We start from the raw sequence: 16,774 nt of genomic DNA, 5'->3' as shown, positions 1-16,774 counted from the left end.
CTTTATTTTTATGAAAAAAGTCCGACAAGCAGCGCACAAACGAGAACATCAAAATAGAAGAAGGTTGCTTGTTTTTCGTAATTCAGAACAAATGATAGGTTTTTTGTTCTTTATTATAATTATTTGTATTAGTGCCTGGGCTATCAATTGTGTTAAGAACTGGATGGAAGATCCAGATCAGATGGTTTTATCACAATTGACTTTAAGTGGAGAGTATACTTACACAACTGAAGATGATCTTCGACAAGCAATATTAGGTTTAGGATTGCCAAATACCTATATAGGACAGGATGTTGACGATATTCAACAAGAAATAATGCGATACCCTTGGGTTAAACAAGCTAGTATCCGTAAGCAATGGCCGGATAGGTTGATTGTTTATATTGAAGAATACAAACCTGCATTTTACTGGAATGATTTATATCTACTTGATAATGCTGGCAATGTATTTAGTGTGCCATTAGATCGTTTGGGTGAATTGCAATTACCTAGGATATATGGCCCTGAAGGTAAAGCAAAAACAATATTAGAAACGTATTTTAAGCTAGAAGAAATTTCTAGAAAGTTAGCTAATAACAAGTTTGCATCAGAAATTAAAGCAGCTATAGCTGATGAACGTAATGCTTGGCAATTGCTGATTAAACAATGTACAGCTGATTTATGTTCTGAAAGTCAGGATATAAAATTGATAGTTGGTAGTGAAAAAATAGAACAACGCTATCAACAATTTATTAAATTATTTCCTGAAATTCAGTCTAGAATGCCAGCTGATGAAAAAATAACGGCTGCTGATTTGCGTTATGAAAACGGCATCGCAGTACAACGAGAAAAAATATCGCAATAAGGAATAAATAAAGGCTTAAGTATGAAAGCAACAGAGAAAAAATTGGTTGTTGGACTTGAAGTTGGCACATCCAAAGTACTTGCCCTTGTCGGTGAAGTGCTTCCTGATGGTGTGGTCAATATTATAGGTGTTGGACATTGTCCATCGAAAGGCGTTGATAAAGGTGGTGTAAATGACCTTGAATCAGTTGTTAAATCAATCCAACGAGCAGTTGACCAAGCTGAATTAATGGCTGATTGCCAAATATCTTCTGTTTATTTAAGCCTATCTGGTAAACACATTCGTTGTCAAAATGAAATAGGTATGGTGCCAATTGCTGATGAAGAGGTTACTGCAGAAGATGTCGAAAACGTAGTTCATACAGCTAAGTCCGTTCGAATATTAGATGAACATCGTATTTTGCACGTTATTGCTCAAGAGTATTCAATTGATTTACAAGAAGGCATTAAAAATCCTATCGGATTATCTGGTGTAAGAATGAAAGCCAAAGTTCATTTGGTCACCTGTCATAATGATATGGCAAGAAATATCGTTAAGGCTGTTGAACGTTGTGGTTTAAAAGTTGATCAACTTATTTTCTCTGGGTTGGCTTCTAGCTATGCAGTCTTGACTGATGATGAAAAAGAATTAGGTGTATGTGTTATTGATATCGGTGGCGGAACAATGGATGTTACTGTTTATACAGGTGGTGCATTACGTCATTCGGTAGTTATTCCTTATGCTGGCAATGTTGTTACTAGTGATATCGCTTATGCATTTGGTGCACCACCAATGGATGCTGAAAATATCAAAATTCGTTATGGTTGTGCTGTCGGTTCATTAGTTGGTAAAGATGAAGTTATTGATGTGCCGAGTGTTGGAGGACGACCATCACGCTCATTACAAAGACAAACATTAGCAGATGTAATAGAACCACGCTATTCAGAACTTTTATCTTTAGTCCAAAAAGAATTACTAGTGTTACAAGATGAACTTAAGAAACAAAATGTGAAATATCAGTTGGCAGCAGGGATTGTTTTAACTGGTGGAGCAGCTCAAATTAAAGGCATGGTTGAATGTGCTGAAAAAGTTTTTCAAAATCAAGTTCGTATTGGACAACCTTTGAATATTTCAGGATTAACTGATTATGTGCAAAAGCCTTATTGTTCTACAACCGTAGGCCTATTGCACTATGGAAAACAAAGTTTATTAAATGATGATACTAAAGATAGCAATAAATCATCATTGAAAGGGATAGCTAAAAGATTGACCGGTTGGTTTAAAAAAGAATTTTAGCTAATATATTTAATAACTTCGTAGACATTGTAGCTGGTTATCTGTACAATGTTGTTAGATCGTAAATTTGGAGATAAGTTATGTTTGAGCCTATGGTTGCGGATGATGAGCCAGCAGCAGTCATTAAAGTTATTGGTGTAGGTGGCGGCGGCGGTAATGCTGTTGAGCATATGATTGCTGAACATATTGAAGGCGTTGAGTTTTTTGCAGCAAATACTGATGCACAAGCATTGAAAAGAATTAAAGTTGGTCAAACTATCCAAATCGGTAATAATGTGACCAAAGGACTTGGTGCTGGAGCTAATCCAGAAGTGGGAAGGAATTCAGCAGAAGAAGATCGTGATGTTATTCGTAGTGCGATTGAGGGTGCCGACATGGTATTCATCGCAGCCGGAATGGGTGGCGGAACAGGAACAGGTGCAGCTCCAGTCGTTGCAGAAATTGCTAAAGAACTCGGTATTTTAACTGTAGCTGTTGTTACAAAACCTTTTGGATTTGAAGGTAAAAAACGTATGGCTTTTGCTGAGCAAGGTATTGCTGAGTTAGCTAAACACGTTGACTCTCTTATCACAATTCCAAATGATAAATTATTAAAAGTATTAGGTCGAGGCGTTAAGCTATTAGATGCTTTTGCTGCTGCTAATGGTGTTTTAAAAGGTGCAGTACAAGGTATTGCTGAATTAATTACCAAACCAGGTCATATCAACGTTGACTTTGCCGACGTTAGAACAGTAATGTCCGAAATGGGTTACGCTATGATGGGTTCTGGTCGTGCGAGTGGTGATAACCGTGCCGAAGAAGCTGCTGAAATGGCTATTTCAAGCCCGTTACTTGAAGATATTGATTTATCGGGTGCACGTGGCGTGTTAGTTAATGTTACAGCTGGTCTTGATCTTGGTTTAGAAGAATTTGAAACTGTTGGTAGTACTGTTAGAGCTTTTGCTTCTGACAATGCAACTGTGGTTGTTGGTACTACATTTGATCCAGACATGTCTGATGAAATTCGTGTGACAGTGGTTGCAACTGGTATTGGTATGGATAAACGTCCAGAAGTTAAAATTAATAAGCCAGTTACATCACATGGTTCATTATTTGGCCAAACAAATCATTTGCCACAGCAACAAGAGGAACCAATGCCTAAAGTTGTTAATGAACCAGCGGTTTCTCCAATGGAAGAACATAAAATTTTAGATATTCCTGCTTTTATCCGTAAGCAGGCTAATTAGTATTGAACTTATTTGATTTCTTATTGTCTAATGGATAATGGAAGCGAATAAAAAGAGTAGGTGCGAAGTGAAACAAAGAACCTTAAAAAAGACAATTCAAGCAACTGGTGTCGGTTTACATACTGGCAAAAAAGTTACTTTGACTTTACGTCCTGCGCCAGAGAACACAGGTGTTATTTATCGCCGTACAGATTTAAATCCGTATGTTGATTTTCCTGTGGATGCAAAATCTGTGCGTGATACAATGCTTTGTACCTGTTTGGTTAATGAAGATAATGTTCGTATTTCAACTGTTGAACATATCAATTCTGCATTAGCTGGGCTCGGTATAGATAATATTATTATTGAAGTAAATGCGCCCGAAATTCCAATTATGGACGGAAGTGCAAGCCCATTCGTTTACTTATTATTAGATGCTGGAATTACTGAGCAAAATGCACTGAAAAAATTCATACGAGTTAAAGAAACTGTTCGTGTCGAAAATGGTGATAAATGGGCAGAAGTAAGACCATATAGTGGTTTTCGATTAGATTTCACTATTGATTTTCGTCATCCAGCTATTGATAACAGTTCACAACGTTACCAATTGGATTTTTCTTCAGAGTCTTTTATTCGTCAAATCAGTCGTGCAAGAACGTTTGGATTTATGCGAGATATTGAAGCATTACAATCTAAAGGATTATGTTTAGGCGGTAGCTTAGATTGTGCAATTGTTGTTGACGATTATAAAGTTCTTAATGAAGATGGTCTTCGTTTTGAAGATGAATTTGTACGTCATAAAATGCTAGATACCATTGGTGACTTATACATGAGTGGCCATAATATGATTGGTGAAGTAGTGTGTTATAAATCAGGTCACGCTTTAAATAACCAACTATTGCAAGCGTTATTAGCTAAACAAGATGCTTGGGAATATGTCACCTTTGATGAAGAACAAAATGTTCCTGTTGCTTTAGGTACAAGACAGCTTGTTTTAGCATAAGTCATTAAAATCGTATTATAAATTTACTAACGCTTCCGATTTGGAGGCGTTTTTTATTTTAGAATCAATGAGATAATCATAATGAATAACAGCCATTTTTTTGCTCATTTATCGCGTTTAAAACTAATTAATCGTTGGCCTTTAATGCGTAACGTGAGAACTGAAAATGTATCAGAACATAGCCTTCAAGTTGCTTTTGTTGCACATGCTTTAGCGATAATTAAAAACAAACGATTTAATGGTAATGTTAACCCTGAACGCATAGCATTACTGGCTATGTATCATGATGCATCAGAAGTATTAACGGGTGATTTACCAACACCGACTAAATATTACAACCCACAGATCACATCTGAATACAAAAAGATTGAAAAAATAGCTCAAAATAAACTCATTAATATGTTGCCAAAAGAGTTACAAGATGACTTTAAAACACTAATTGATGACGATTATTATGATGAAGATGAAAAAAGCATTGTAAAACAAGCAGATGCTTTGTGTGCATATCTTAAAACAATTGAAGAGCTTAGTGCGGGTAATAATGAGTTTAGGTTAGCAGAACAACGATTAAAAAAAACATTATCAGATCGTAATACTCCAGAAATGGATTATTTTTTAGATGTATTTGTCCCAAGTTTCAGCTTATCATTAGATGAAATTACAATGGATGAATAGTTTTAGTTAACTTAGTAATCATTTACAGCACAATTAATAACAAACTAAATAAACTATTTTTGATAAATATAACGTTTTACTGGACGGCCAATTGGTAAATAGGTCAAATGGCTTTCTATTTCTCCTAACTCTTCTAAATAATCAAGATATTTCTTAACCGATATCCTAGATAAAGGAATTAATTCGATAATATCGCTCATAGAGAAATCTTGTTGATAGTTAACAATAACATCTCGAACAGATTGTAAAGTTTGTGAGTCGATTCCCTTTGGTAATCTATTTGTAGTATTAAAGTTTTTAGTGAAAATTCGATCATCTAATTGATTCTGGTTTAGTATTTCGGAAGATGATAATAGGCGAATCCGTTCTTGATATGAAATCAAAGCCGTACGAAATCTCTCAAAAGTGAAGGGTTTAACAATATAATCAATGACTCCTAAACGTAATGCGGTTTGGATATCATTGGTATTACATGCGGCGGTTACCATAATAATATCTATTTTAGGGTAACTAATTCGAATATATTTTAACAGATCAAGACCATTTAGTTTTGGCATAAAAACGTCAAGCAACAATAGATCAATATGATTATCATGGATAAAATGTAGCGCTTGTTCTCCATTAGTAACAGTTGCCACTAAATTAAAACCAGGAAGCATTTGCAAATATTTTTTATTGAGCTCTGCTACCATCGGATCATCTTCAACAATTAAAACTTCTACCATATGATTATTTTTTCCTATAAATCTCTTCTAATGGTAATAATACCTTAAAGCAAGTCCCTTTTTTATTATCAGAATCACATAATTGTATTTGCCCATCTAACTCATCAATACTAGCTAACACTAAATAAAGCCCAAAACCACGATTATCGCCCTTTGTCGAATAGCCTTTTTGAAAAATATATTGAATATCATTTTCAGAAATACCTTCACCATTATCATTGATTTCAATCTGAAAATTAGAATTATCAATAACTAAACTCACCTTTATCTGCTTATCATCTAAAAATTGTACTGCATCAAGTCCATTATCAATTAAATTACCAAGTATTGTAACTAAACCATGTGTCACAGATGTATCTGTTATTGGTGCCAAAATACCATCAATATTAAACGTTAATGTCACATTTAGCTCACGTGCTCGGCTAAATTTACTATTTAAAAATCCTGCAATAATTGGATCTTTAATATATTGACTGACAAGTTTAGATTCCGCTTGTTGATTGCCAATAATTTCTTCAAGATAATCAATTAATTCAGATTTATTGTCATTAAAGGCTAACCCATAAATAACATGTAATTTATTATTAAACTCATGAGATTGTGAACGTAAAGCATCGGCATAACGATTAACTCCTGTTAAATTTTCTGCCAATCTACGTACTTCTGTCATATCTCTAAATGAAGCAATAGCTCCAACTAAAATATCATTAACAAATAATGGAGTTCGATTGGTTAGTATCACCACCCCATTAATATTTTGTTCACAATCATATTCAGCTTTTCCACTCATCATCACTTCATGCAGTCGAGTATTTGGAATAAAGTCACCAATAGGTAAGCTTATAATATTTTCTTTATCTTTTTTAATGCGCAAAATTCTAATTGCTTCATCATTGATCTGTGTAATTAATCCATCTCGATTGATAACCACAATGCCTTCTTTTACCGTTCGGATAATAGCATTTCGCTCAGCAAATAGCTGTGCCATTTCAACTGGCTCAAGGCCGTATAAAATTTTCTTTATATTGCGAGATAACAAATAGGCCAAAAGAATAGCTATCGATAATGAAGCAAACAAGGATAGCCAAATCGGCTGACTTGTTCTTGATGCTAAATGATTAATTTTTTGCAAGGTCTGACCAACTAAAACTACACCAATTTGTTGATCTTTATCATTCATAATTGGCTTAAATGCCCGAACAGAATCTCCCAAAGTGCCTTTCGCAATTGAAGTATAGGACTCACCATTTAATGCGCGCTGTTCATCTCCGCCGACTATAGTTTGACCTATTTTATTTTCATCGGGATGCGAATATCGAACGCCTTGCATATTAAATATCACAATAAAATCAGTTTGTGTTAATACTCTGGATTGTTCTGTTGTTTTTTGAATGGAAGCAATATTTTGTGGTGTTGGATTTTGTATTTCGTCAATGATACTTTGTGATGTAGAGATAATATTTGCGATATTCTCAACTCGTTGGCGAGAGTTGATAAGATATTCGTTATTCACTACATGAACAATATAAATATTTTGTGCAATAACTGAAAGTATAAACACTAAGCAAATCAGGCTTATTAACTTAACTTTGAGTGGTAATTTATTAAATAAATATCTCATTCTCATTTACTGTATAAAAAGCGATCACTTACTATCATAACTTATTAGGGAGGAAAACCTACTAATAAATTTCGTATTAGCAGGTTTTTAGCTAATTTAATCGACTATTAAAGATTATTTGCTGCATTTTTTACACTTTCAGCAACCACCTTGGCTACATTAGGTTCAAATGCATTTGGCAATATACAATCAATTGATAGTTTGTCAGGTGTAATGATATTGGCTAATCCTTTTGCTGCTGCAAGCTGCATGGCCAATGTAATATTTTTTGCTCTAGCATCTAAAGCGCCTCTAAATATGCCAGGGAATGCTAAAACATTATTAATTTGATTCGGATAATCACTACGCCCAGTACCGACAATATAAGCACCAGCTGCTTTAGCTTCGTCTGGGAATATTTCTGGTGTTGGATTTGCCATAGCAAAAATAATTGATTTTTCTGCCATCGTTTTAACCCAATCTGCTTTTAATACTCCTGGGGCTGAAACACCAATAAACACATCAGCACCTTTAACCGCATCTTGTAATGTACCTTTTTGTTTGTTCTTATTGGTTCTCTTCGCCATGGCCAAATGGTGAGGTGGTAAAGAAAGATCATCTTCGGATAAAATACCAATCTTATCGACAATTTTAAGATCGGTTACTCCAGCGGCTAATAACATATCGGCAATTGCTAAACCAGCTGCTCCGCCACCGTTAATCACCACCTTGGCCGATTCGATCGACTTACCTGCAACTTTAAGTGCATTATAAAGCGCTGCTAATACAACGATTGCTGTACCATGTTGATCATCATGGAATACAGGAATATCTAATAATTCTTGTAATCGTTTTTCAATCTCAAAACACCTTGGTGCACTAATATCTTCTAGATTGATACCGCCAAATGAGGGCGCTAATGCTGCTATATGTTTAACTAACTCATCTGGATCTTGAGTATTAATTGATAAAGGTATTGCATCAACATCTGCAAATTGTTTAAATAAAATTGCCTTGCCTTCCATTACTGGAATTGCTGCTTCTGGCCCAATATTTCCTAACCCTAAAACAGCTGAACCATCAGTGATAACCGCAACTAAATTACGTTTACTGGTATATTCATAAACTGAATCGGGATTTTTAGCAATTTCTGTGCAAACTGCCGCAACTCCTGGTGTATAAGCAACACTAAGATCTGCCATTGAATTAACAGGGACTTTCGAGTGGGTTTCAAATTTACCGTGCATTTGTTTACTGATTGCTAACGCTTTTTCTTGTACTGTTGTCATAATGCTTACCTTTTTAAATACTTAAAACTATATTTAATATTTTTTGAGATCAAACCAATATTTATCTCAAACTGCTTTTAAAACTTCTAATTCATTCTTTAATGTTTATAAAACTACATATGTAAATAACGCATCAGTGCCGTGGTGCATATCACCATTAAAGCTCCCCCTAATCGTGTTGCAACTTGAGCAAAAGGCATCAAGTTCATTCTGTTGGCTGTTGAAAGTATTGCTACATCACCAGTTCCACCCATTCCACTTTGGCAAGATGAAATAATAGATGCCTCAACTGGATACATTTTTAAGAAGAAGCTACAAACAAATCCTGTCATTGAAACAGTGAAGACGATAGAGATAATGGTAATAAAGTATGGGATAGTTAATACTTTAACTACGCTATTTAAATCTATATAAAGTAGCCCAAGTCCTGCCATTAATGGAAAGGTAAAGTTGCCTGAGATAAATTTGTACCATTGTTGGCTTCCTCGTTCGACACTCGCTGGTAATAAACGAAAATATTTAACTACAGCGGTAGCAATAATCATTAAAACAGGACCAGGGAAATGAGTTACTTTTTCTAAAATCATACCGAAGATAAATAGCGTAGCTAAAATCATAACTGCGCCACTCATTGCACGAGCATCAAGAGGTGTCTTATCATCTTTTAACGCTTCAGCTAAGCCATCAAATTCAATTTTTACTAATTGACCGTGCCCACTTAAGTGAGGTTTAACTTCACCAATTCGGCTCATAATCGCCGTAAAAGTGATTGCAAAAAAGTTACCTACAACAGTTGCAGGAATTAATGCGCTAACAAAAACATTATAATCTTGATTAAGGATATTGCTGTAGGCATTGGAAAGTTGCAAAACACCTTCACCAATTCCTCCTGCCATTACTGGTGAAACTGTATAAAAGAAGGCGTGCTCCCAATCATCACCAAAAGCTACGGCGACACAGACGCCAACAAACGCAGCTAAACACATACCTAATAGCATCGGAATCATCATTCGAATAAAGCCTTGAACTAAAATAACTCGATGCATACCAAGAATACTACCGCACACTAAACTGGCGATATAAAAGAGTAAAAAGTTAGAGTCTTTCATTAACATCTTTGTTGCTGATAAAGTATTCTCATCAAAAACGTTGTAGTAAACCAATAATGAAGGAACAATAAGTGACAAAATGGCAGGCGCCCCAAATTTTTTGAAAAATGGAATATTCTGCCCGACAGTGCCTAAAAACCAACCTAAAGGTAATATCACAGCAAAACCACCAATAAGGCTTTTAGGTAGCATATCTAATTGTGCAGCAATAATAACGATAATCGAACAAACTAAAAATATGGGGAGGGGAAGTGAACCTATATACATTTTGTTTTCTTTTATATCTTGTAACATACTCATAACTAAACCTCTTTATTTTTTTATAGCACATATGCAGTATAGTTATGCAGAAAGAAATCAGAAGAATAAGAAAGTTAACTAACTAGTTTTGTAACTAATGTAAGTATCTTATTAATTTTATGATTGATTTATATAGGTTTTTATGACAAAGTCACCTTTAAAATGGAAGAATTAGTAATGACTAATTTATTAGAAAGACTTTTATCAGTTATCTAATTAAAGAATGGATTGATGTCAAATTTTGACTATTTTTAGACTTAAAAAACACCGCTCCTCAACTTTTTTTTTATACATCAATGAATCAACAATTTTTGTATTGTTTATCTAATAGATAACAAATAATTTAGGGAATAATAAATTAAGGAGTTAGTTTAATTAATATACTGAAAAGAAGGATATTACTTGCTTATTAGCTTCTTAGTTTATTATTTTATAGCTAGTCTTCACTCATCCTTTAATTTAACTAATTGATAGCCATTTTCAGTTGGTTTAATTTCAAAGGTTCCTAAATCTCGAACTGTTTTATCTTCTACGCCTTCACAGTCACCAGAACGCTGGAATAAATTGATTTGTAATCGAAGATGTGTTTCATCAATTTTTTCAAAAGTACCTTCCGAACGGGTAAAACAATCGTTACCACACCAGGCAGAGTATTTTGATAAGAAAGTACCATTAGTATTAAAAGTTAGCGAGTTACCGTAAATATATTTCGTTCCATCCGAACTTATATGTAATCTTTCAGCGGGGGGATTGGATAACTCAAATAAATCCAATTCATGATTTACTACTTTATTAATTTGCCAAAGATCATTTTTCCAAAAGTCATTTATGTCATTTTGTGCAAAGCAAAAAAATGGAAGCAATAATAAAAAAAGAATTTTTTCATGATGAGTTTTACTTTTTAAAATGTCTTGATAAGAATTTTGTATCAATTTTAGATTCAAAACCCCCGTTCCTCAACTGTAATTTTTTTGAGGATGCAGTATTAATGTAATAAACAAGCTTGAATTTTATCGACCTCTTTATTGAGTGCATCAATAACTAAATCTGGGTGGGCTCTTTCTAAGGTTTTTACATTTTCAAACCCTTCATTGCCAATAGAACCAGTATATTGTTGAGCTTGTTTGATATTGCTAAATAGATAACGGATATTTTTGGCATTGCGAGTAGCGGTTAATGTATAACTAACAAAGTATTTAGATTGTGATTGATAATTGGTAACAGCGTTAGCAACAACATTATTACCTTCAACTAATTTGATAGTATCACCACCATTTATCGTAATTGCTTGTTGAGAAGGCATATTATAATATGGCCACCATGCCGAACTTAAATAGTTTTCACGGTTCAAAACTACTGGTCTATTATCAAGTTCTTGTGCAATACAGAGTGATAATGAAGAATGAAGGATAGGTCGTGAAGTACTGTATTTATTTATGATATCCTCACCAAACGTGTTTTGAGTAATTTCTACACCTTCTGTTTGATAGATTGACAACATCTTCTGAGAAGAACAACCAGTTAGCAACGCAACTAAAACAGTAAAACCAATTAACTTTCTCATAACTCATCCTTCTTTGCATGATTAGTTTTATTCTAAACGGTTATAAAAGTATTTACCAGTATTTCGAACAGAAGGATTTAAATATTTTTTAGAGCTGAAAAGTATTAAAATGTATGATTTAATATATTGAATTAATTATATTTATTTGCAATGAAATGAGAGAAGCTTGTCTTTCTCTCATTTAATTTATTAATCTTCTTTACCGCGAATTTTACGCGATAAACGTTTAAATCCGTGAGTAAATTTTTTAATTGCCATAGCCATGAAAGGAACATTAATTTTAATACCAAAGCGTTCACGTAATTCGATTGCATCATTGGCTTTAGTTAACCAAATAAAACCGGAGTTAGTTAAGTCGATTGCTTTGATTTTACCCTCTGGAGTTAAAATAAAGTTACCACCGTGAACATCGTTTGAAACAAGATTATAACTATGCAGTTTTTCAATACATGCTTTAACTTGCTCTCCATATTCACGCATTTCATCCCATGTTAATGAGCGTCCTTCTAAAAAATTAAAGATCATATAGTGGCGATTGGAGGTTTTATCAAAAGCAACTAAATAGAGTTCATAAGCGATATCGCATTTATCCAACGAAATTTTAGCTAGCTTACGAATTAGATTAAAATAAAAATCACCAGTTATTTTAGCAATAAGTCGACGTTCTAAACGATGCTCAACACCGCCATCTATTTTGAAAATAAATTTAGATTGATTGTGATTAATTAGATAAGTATATCTCTCAATTTTATCACTTGGATCTAGTAGCTCATGATGTCCTTCTTCGGCCAAAAATTGGTCAAAAAGTTCCAAATAATTTATCTCATCATTTTGTACGTAAGCGAACTTCATATTGCCGCGCTCGATTTCAATAATGTTTGCAAAGTTATTCAAGTTTTAAAGTCCTAAGATACATCAAAAAATGAGTTTATCTTAAACACTATCAAGCTTAAAGTAAATGAAACAGTCAATATTAACAGGTGATGCGTGCGAAAAAATATTGGTTACTAGTTAGCTGATGTTTATTTTACATAAAATTGGCAAAAGGCGGGCAAGTAACGTTTACTACAAAAGCATTTTTGCTATGTCTCAGTGTATTTATTGTCAATAAAGTTAAATCAATCTTTACTCTAATTATGCAATTTAGCTTAGCGATTAAATACAAATGAGTTTATTGTTAAAAGCGGATCAAAACACGATTTTTTTATTTGCAAAATAATTTAATTTCTTCAACAATTCCTTAATTAGGATCTCATTATCTTTGATTAATGCTGAAACTAAATGCAATCCTTTTTCTAAATTATATTGATAAATATGAAAATGTGATTAAACTCACATTTTGTTTAAAAACTAGTTGTCCATAGTTGTCCATAGTTGTCTATGGATGTATATTTAACTTAACCAACATTTTGGGGTAACCAATGAGTATCAATAAATTTTCTAGCACACCACTTTATGTACAAGTCAAAGAGTGGATAAGAAATCAGATTTATCGTAATGATTTAAAAGCGGGCGACAGAATCCCGTCGGAAAACGAGATCATGAGCCTACTTTCTGTTAGTCGAGGCACAGTTCGAAAAGCGGTAGAGTTACTGATTAAGGAATCTGTGTTGGAACAGATTCAAGGTAAAGGAACGTATGTAAAAGCTGAAAACATCTCTTATCAATTAGGTTATGGACTACAGTCATTTGCCGAGTCGTTAGAAATGCAGCACGTCAAGTTCACCACCGAGGTTATCACCAAAAGAGTAGAAAAAGCAAACGAATATATTAGTGGAAAATTACAAGTTCCGCTTAACGCAAATATCTTTTATATGGAAAGGGTAAGAAGCGTCAATGGTGAAAAAATCATGTTTATTGAAAACCGAATCAATTTAGCTTTATGTCCTGAAATAGAGCATGTCGATTTTACAAAACATAGTTTATTTAACCAAATTGAACGCATTACCCATAAAAAAATAGATCATTCGGACTGCCGTTATTCAGCCCGAGTGGTAGGTAAGGAACGGGCAGATATATTAAATATTAGTGATATCTCCCCCGTTCTTCATTTAGAACAATTAGTTTACCTTGATAATGGTCTACCAATCGAGTTTGGTAATGTATGGCTAAAATCAAACGTAAACTACTTGGGGACAACACTTAGACGAAAGTAGGAGTTAGTTATGGCATTAGTCAATGGGTATACTTTATTAGGTGAAGCTAAAAAACAAAAAACATTAGCTGGCGCATTTAATACAACAAATTTGGAAACAACTTTAGCCATATTAGATGCAATTGAAGAGAGCAACATACCAAGCATGGTGCAGATTGCACCGACAAACATCGTGTTATCGGGTTATAAATATATTGTCGATATGGTTCGTAATCGAGCTAGTACCATGAAGACCCCATTTTGTCTGCATTTGGATCATGGCAAAACTTTTGAAGATGCTAAGCAAGCGGTTGAAGCTGGTTTTACCTCAATTATGATTGACGGCTCTCATTTACCTTTTGAAGAAAATATTCAATTGACAAAAAAAGTGGTCGATTTTTGTGGTGGATACAACATTCCGGTAGAAGCAGAGTTAGGCGCCATCACCGGTAAAGAGGACGATGAAGTTAATGAAGCCGATCGCAAAACCGATCCTAATCAAGTTCAAGAATTTGTTAAACGAACTGGCTGTGCAACTTTGGCTGTATCAGTTGGTAATGTGCATGGTTTTGAACAACAGCCTAAAATAGACTTTGATTTACTTGGCAAACTATCCGACATATCTCCCGTATCATTGGTCATCCATGGTGGCTCAGGAATTGATGATCAAACTTTGCAAAAAATCAGCCAATATAATGTTGTTAAACTCAATATTGGTGGTGATTTGCGTAGAGCTTATATTAGTTCAATTGGTAAACAATATGTCGCTAATAATAATGAATATAATCTTATTAAAGTATTGCTAAAAGCAAAAGGCGATGTGAAGCAAGTTGTTTACAACAAAATACTATCTATGAATTTATTAAACATTCATCGTTAAACTAACGTCATAGGTGGTAAATATGCAATTAGAACAATTGGATGACAATATTATTTTTTTAAACAAAAGCTTTGAAAGCCGTGAAGCAATGTTTGAAGCCATTAGCCATGAATTATTAGCAAATCATTATGTTACAGAACAATACTTACAAAAAGTTATTGAACGAGAAAATGAACATCCAACCGGATTTAAATTAAAAAACCTTAATGTTGCGATGCCTCATGTTGACAGTGAGTTTGTAAAAAAAGATGGCATGTTTGTTGTGACCAGTAAACAAGGCATTATTTTTAAAAATGCCGAAACTGATGAAGACCTCTCCGTCAATATCGTATTTGGTTTACTGTTAAAACAATCCGATACCCACTTAACTTTTTTAATGAAATTAGCATCATCGTTCAGCAATGATCAGATTTTGCAAAAAATAGTTGAAAGTAATAACAAATTTGAAATCAAAAAAATCTTAAAAGATATTTTGAAATAAGGAGCTTTATTATGAAAAAAAGAATCATTTTTGCCTGTACCAGTGGTATTGCAACTTCAACTATTGCAACTGAGAAAGTTAAAAATTATTGTGCCGAGCATGGTATTGAGGTTGAAAACATTCAGTCTGATGTCGCAACTGTACAATCTCAAGACGGTATGGCTGATTTAATTATCGTGACTTCTAAAGTGTCTTATCAATTAGAGAAAACACCAATTATCAATGGCGTACCTTTAATTACCACTATAGGTGAAGAAGAAGTCTTAGCCGAAATCGTTAGGATCTTGCAAGGAGATTGATTATGGCTGATAAGTTACTTGAAGTTGTCCAATATATTTTGGGCTTCGGGCCGACCGTTATGTTACCTGTTGTCATCTTTATAATGGCACTGTGTTTAGGGGTAAAAATAGGGCGGGCAATTCGTTCATCATTAACCATTGGAATGGGCTTTGTTGGTATCTTTGTTATTTTTGACTTATTAGGAACCAGTCTTGGCAGTGCAACAACTGATTTAGTTGAACATGCCGGAATTGATTTACCCGTCATTGATCTTGGGTGGCCACCGTTAGCAGCAATTGCTTGGGCTTCACCGATTGCCCCTTTTGTAATTCCAATGACCATTATTATCAATATTGTAATGTTAACCGTTAATTGGACTAAAACTGTCGATATTGATTTATGGAATTTCTGGCATTTTACCTTTGTTGGTGCGCTGGTTTATAGCAGTACTGGCAGCTTTGTCTATGGATTGATTATAGCAGGGGTTACTGCCGTGATAACTTTTGTTTTGGCTGACTGGTGTGCGCCTATGATTCAAAAGTATTTTGAGTTACCCGGTATATCACTTCCGACACTATCATCTGTTATCTTCTTTCCTATTGGTGTGTTAGGTAATCTTATCTTAGATAAAATACCGGGATTACAAAAATTGCATGCCGATCCTCAAACGATACAAAAAAGATTTGGTATCTTTGGCGAACCGATGATGATTGGATTTGTCATAGGTGGCGCAATTGGTATAGCGGCGGGTTATGATGTTAAAGGGATTTTAAACTTAGCGATTAATCTTGGTGCTGTCATGTTAATTATGCCAAGAATGGTTAAATTACTCATGGAAGGATTGTTACCATTATCCGATGCAGTGAAGCAATTTTTAAATAAAAAATTTCCTAACCGAAAAAATTTATACATTGGTTTAGATATTGCTGTTGCTGTTGGGCATCCATCGGTGCTTTCTACTGCACTTTTACTTATTCCCGTTGGATTGATTTTATCAATCATATTACCCGGTAATAGGTTATTACCACTTGGCGATTTAACCAATATTTGGGTACCTATTTCCATGGTGGTATTGGCTTGTCGTGGCAATATTGTGAGATCATTTATTATCGGCATACCTTGCTTAATTGTGAATCTTTATGTTGCTTCAGCAGTGGCGCCGATAATTACCAACATTGCAAAAAGTATTAATTTCCCGGTAAAAACCGACGGTGAATTTTCAAGCTTATTAGATGGTGGTAATCCCTACCGTTTTTGGGCAGTGAAAGTATTTGAAGGAAATTATATCGCTTTAGCGTTAATTCCAATAATTTTCATCACTTGTCTTTTATTGTATCGCCACACTAAAAAAACATGGGATCTGGCCTAAAAAAATAACGTATACCCACTATAAATAACACTTTTAATTAAG

At 34.2% G+C, this 16,774-nt stretch carries 17 protein-coding genes; 10 read left to right on the top strand and 7 right to left on the bottom strand.

Features of this window, described 5'->3' with window-relative positions; translation table 11 throughout:
• Positions 1-10 precede the first annotated feature (10 nt).
• The 5 genes from J3T98_RS04400 (at position 11) to yfbR (ending at position 5,002) form a co-directional block, all read left to right on the top strand.
• Positions 11-844 carry an FtsQ-type POTRA domain-containing protein gene (locus tag J3T98_RS04400; RefSeq protein WP_081299464.1) on the top strand — a complete coding sequence of 278 codons (834 nt, stop codon included), beginning with the start codon at positions 11-13 and terminating at the stop codon, positions 842-844.
• 21 nt (positions 845-865) lie between these two features.
• Positions 866-2,119 carry a cell division protein FtsA gene (gene ftsA, locus J3T98_RS04395; RefSeq protein WP_065562320.1) on the top strand — a complete coding sequence of 418 codons (1,254 nt, stop codon included), beginning with the start codon at positions 866-868 and terminating at the stop codon, positions 2,117-2,119.
• A gap of 92 nt (positions 2,120-2,211) precedes the next feature.
• Entirely contained in the window at positions 2,212-3,345 is a 1,134-nt protein-coding gene (gene ftsZ, locus J3T98_RS04390) for a cell division protein FtsZ (protein ID WP_370632624.1), read from the top strand.
• A 37-nt stretch (positions 3,346-3,382) separates the two neighbouring features.
• Positions 3,383-4,327 (top strand): UDP-3-O-acyl-N-acetylglucosamine deacetylase, encoded by a 945-nt coding sequence (gene lpxC, locus J3T98_RS04385; RefSeq protein WP_065734818.1) that lies wholly within the window; start codon positions 3,383-3,385, stop codon positions 4,325-4,327.
• 81 nt (positions 4,328-4,408) lie between these two features.
• Positions 4,409-5,002: a 5'-deoxynucleotidase gene (gene yfbR, locus J3T98_RS04380; protein ID WP_065562317.1), complete on the top strand. Its 594-nt coding sequence runs from the start codon at positions 4,409-4,411 to the stop codon at positions 5,000-5,002.
• Positions 5,003-5,055: 53 nt separating this feature from the next.
• On the opposite strand, the gene J3T98_RS04375 is transcribed toward yfbR, so the two are convergent.
• From J3T98_RS04375 to J3T98_RS04345, 7 genes are all read right to left on the bottom strand, one after another.
• A complete protein-coding gene (locus tag J3T98_RS04375) occupies positions 5,056-5,727 on the bottom strand; it encodes a response regulator (protein ID WP_065562316.1) in 672 nt (223 codons plus the stop codon).
• A 4-nt stretch (positions 5,728-5,731) separates the two neighbouring features.
• Positions 5,732-7,348 carry a DcuS/MalK family sensor histidine kinase gene (gene dcuS, locus J3T98_RS04370; protein ID WP_065562315.1) on the bottom strand — a complete coding sequence of 539 codons (1,617 nt, stop codon included), beginning with the start codon at positions 7,346-7,348 and terminating at the stop codon, positions 5,732-5,734.
• Between the two features lie 107 nt (positions 7,349-7,455).
• Positions 7,456-8,616: an NAD(P)-dependent malic enzyme gene (locus tag J3T98_RS04365; protein ID WP_065562314.1), complete on the bottom strand. Its 1,161-nt coding sequence runs from the start codon at positions 8,614-8,616 to the stop codon at positions 7,456-7,458.
• A 113-nt stretch (positions 8,617-8,729) separates the two neighbouring features.
• Entirely contained in the window at positions 8,730-10,025 is a 1,296-nt protein-coding gene (locus J3T98_RS04360) for a 2-hydroxycarboxylate transporter family protein (protein WP_065562313.1), read from the bottom strand.
• 443 nt (positions 10,026-10,468) lie between these two features.
• Positions 10,469-10,969, bottom strand: a complete 501-nt coding sequence (locus J3T98_RS04355) for a hypothetical protein (protein WP_267362222.1) — start codon at positions 10,967-10,969, stop codon at positions 10,469-10,471.
• A 41-nt stretch (positions 10,970-11,010) separates the two neighbouring features.
• Positions 11,011-11,589 (bottom strand): hypothetical protein, encoded by a 579-nt coding sequence (locus J3T98_RS04350; RefSeq protein ID WP_065562311.1) that lies wholly within the window; start codon positions 11,587-11,589, stop codon positions 11,011-11,013.
• Positions 11,590-11,778: 189 nt separating this feature from the next.
• Entirely contained in the window at positions 11,779-12,441 is a 663-nt protein-coding gene (locus J3T98_RS04345) for a lipopolysaccharide core heptose(II) kinase RfaY (protein WP_267362221.1), read from the bottom strand.
• A 569-nt stretch (positions 12,442-13,010) separates the two neighbouring features.
• On the opposite strand from J3T98_RS04345, the gene J3T98_RS04340 reads away from it, so the two are divergent.
• The 5 genes from J3T98_RS04340 to J3T98_RS04320 are packed head-to-tail and all read left to right on the top strand — an operon-like array spanning position 13,011 to position 16,732.
• Entirely contained in the window at positions 13,011-13,745 is a 735-nt protein-coding gene (locus J3T98_RS04340) for a GntR family transcriptional regulator (RefSeq protein WP_267362220.1), read from the top strand.
• Positions 13,746-13,754: 9 nt separating this feature from the next.
• On the top strand, positions 13,755-14,603 hold the full coding sequence (locus J3T98_RS04335; RefSeq protein WP_267362219.1) for a class II aldolase: 849 nt from the start codon (positions 13,755-13,757) through the stop codon (positions 14,601-14,603).
• Between the two features lie 22 nt (positions 14,604-14,625).
• Entirely contained in the window at positions 14,626-15,084 is a 459-nt protein-coding gene (locus tag J3T98_RS04330; protein ID WP_267362218.1) for a PTS sugar transporter subunit IIA, read from the top strand.
• Positions 15,085-15,095: 11 nt separating this feature from the next.
• A complete protein-coding gene (locus J3T98_RS04325; protein WP_220217996.1) occupies positions 15,096-15,383 on the top strand; it encodes a PTS sugar transporter subunit IIB in 288 nt (95 codons plus the stop codon).
• A gap of 2 nt (positions 15,384-15,385) precedes the next feature.
• On the top strand, positions 15,386-16,732 hold the full coding sequence (locus J3T98_RS04320) for a PTS galactitol transporter subunit IIC (protein ID WP_220217995.1): 1,347 nt from the start codon (positions 15,386-15,388) through the stop codon (positions 16,730-16,732).
• Positions 16,733-16,774: the final 42 nt, after the last annotated feature.

It is taken from the genome of Gilliamella sp. B2772 (genome assembly GCF_026536985.1).
Lineage (GTDB): Bacteria > Pseudomonadota > Gammaproteobacteria > Enterobacterales > Orbaceae > Gilliamella > Gilliamella apicola_E.
The sequence above is the reverse complement of the archived record's forward strand: the minus strand, read 5'-3'. Positions and strand labels throughout refer to the sequence as shown.

What these genes read in the sequence shown, in the direction of transcription:
- J3T98_RS04330 (WP_267362218.1), top strand. Translation starts at nt 14,626, where the DNA reads ATGCAATTAGAACAATTGGATGACAATATTATTTTTTTAAACAAAAGC.
- J3T98_RS04360 (WP_065562313.1), bottom strand. Translation starts at nt 10,025, where the DNA reads ATGAGTATGTTACAAGATATAAAAGAAAACAAAATGTATATAGGTTCA.
- J3T98_RS04375 (WP_065562316.1), bottom strand. Translation starts at nt 5,727, where the DNA reads ATGGTAGAAGTTTTAATTGTTGAAGATGATCCGATGGTAGCAGAGCTC.
- J3T98_RS04365 (WP_065562314.1), bottom strand. Translation starts at nt 8,616, where the DNA reads ATGACAACAGTACAAGAAAAAGCGTTAGCAATCAGTAAACAAATGCAC.
- yfbR (WP_065562317.1), top strand. Translation starts at nt 4,409, where the DNA reads ATGAATAACAGCCATTTTTTTGCTCATTTATCGCGTTTAAAACTAATT.
- J3T98_RS04320 (WP_220217995.1), top strand. Translation starts at nt 15,386, where the DNA reads ATGGCTGATAAGTTACTTGAAGTTGTCCAATATATTTTGGGCTTCGGG.
- J3T98_RS04325 (WP_220217996.1), top strand. Translation starts at nt 15,096, where the DNA reads ATGAAAAAAAGAATCATTTTTGCCTGTACCAGTGGTATTGCAACTTCA.
- dcuS (WP_065562315.1), bottom strand. Translation starts at nt 7,348, where the DNA reads ATGAGATATTTATTTAATAAATTACCACTCAAAGTTAAGTTAATAAGC.
- ftsA (WP_065562320.1), top strand. Translation starts at nt 866, where the DNA reads ATGAAAGCAACAGAGAAAAAATTGGTTGTTGGACTTGAAGTTGGCACA.
- J3T98_RS04340 (WP_267362220.1), top strand. Translation starts at nt 13,011, where the DNA reads ATGAGTATCAATAAATTTTCTAGCACACCACTTTATGTACAAGTCAAA.
- J3T98_RS04335 (WP_267362219.1), top strand. Translation starts at nt 13,755, where the DNA reads ATGGCATTAGTCAATGGGTATACTTTATTAGGTGAAGCTAAAAAACAA.
- J3T98_RS04345 (WP_267362221.1), bottom strand. Translation starts at nt 12,441, where the DNA reads ATGAAGTTCGCTTACGTACAAAATGATGAGATAAATTATTTGGAACTT.
- ftsZ (WP_370632624.1), top strand. Translation starts at nt 2,212, where the DNA reads ATGGTTGCGGATGATGAGCCAGCAGCAGTCATTAAAGTTATTGGTGTA.
- J3T98_RS04400 (WP_081299464.1), top strand. Translation starts at nt 11, where the DNA reads ATGAAAAAAGTCCGACAAGCAGCGCACAAACGAGAACATCAAAATAGA.
- lpxC (WP_065734818.1), top strand. Translation starts at nt 3,383, where the DNA reads ATGGAAGCGAATAAAAAGAGTAGGTGCGAAGTGAAACAAAGAACCTTA.
- J3T98_RS04350 (WP_065562311.1), bottom strand. Translation starts at nt 11,589, where the DNA reads ATGAGAAAGTTAATTGGTTTTACTGTTTTAGTTGCGTTGCTAACTGGT.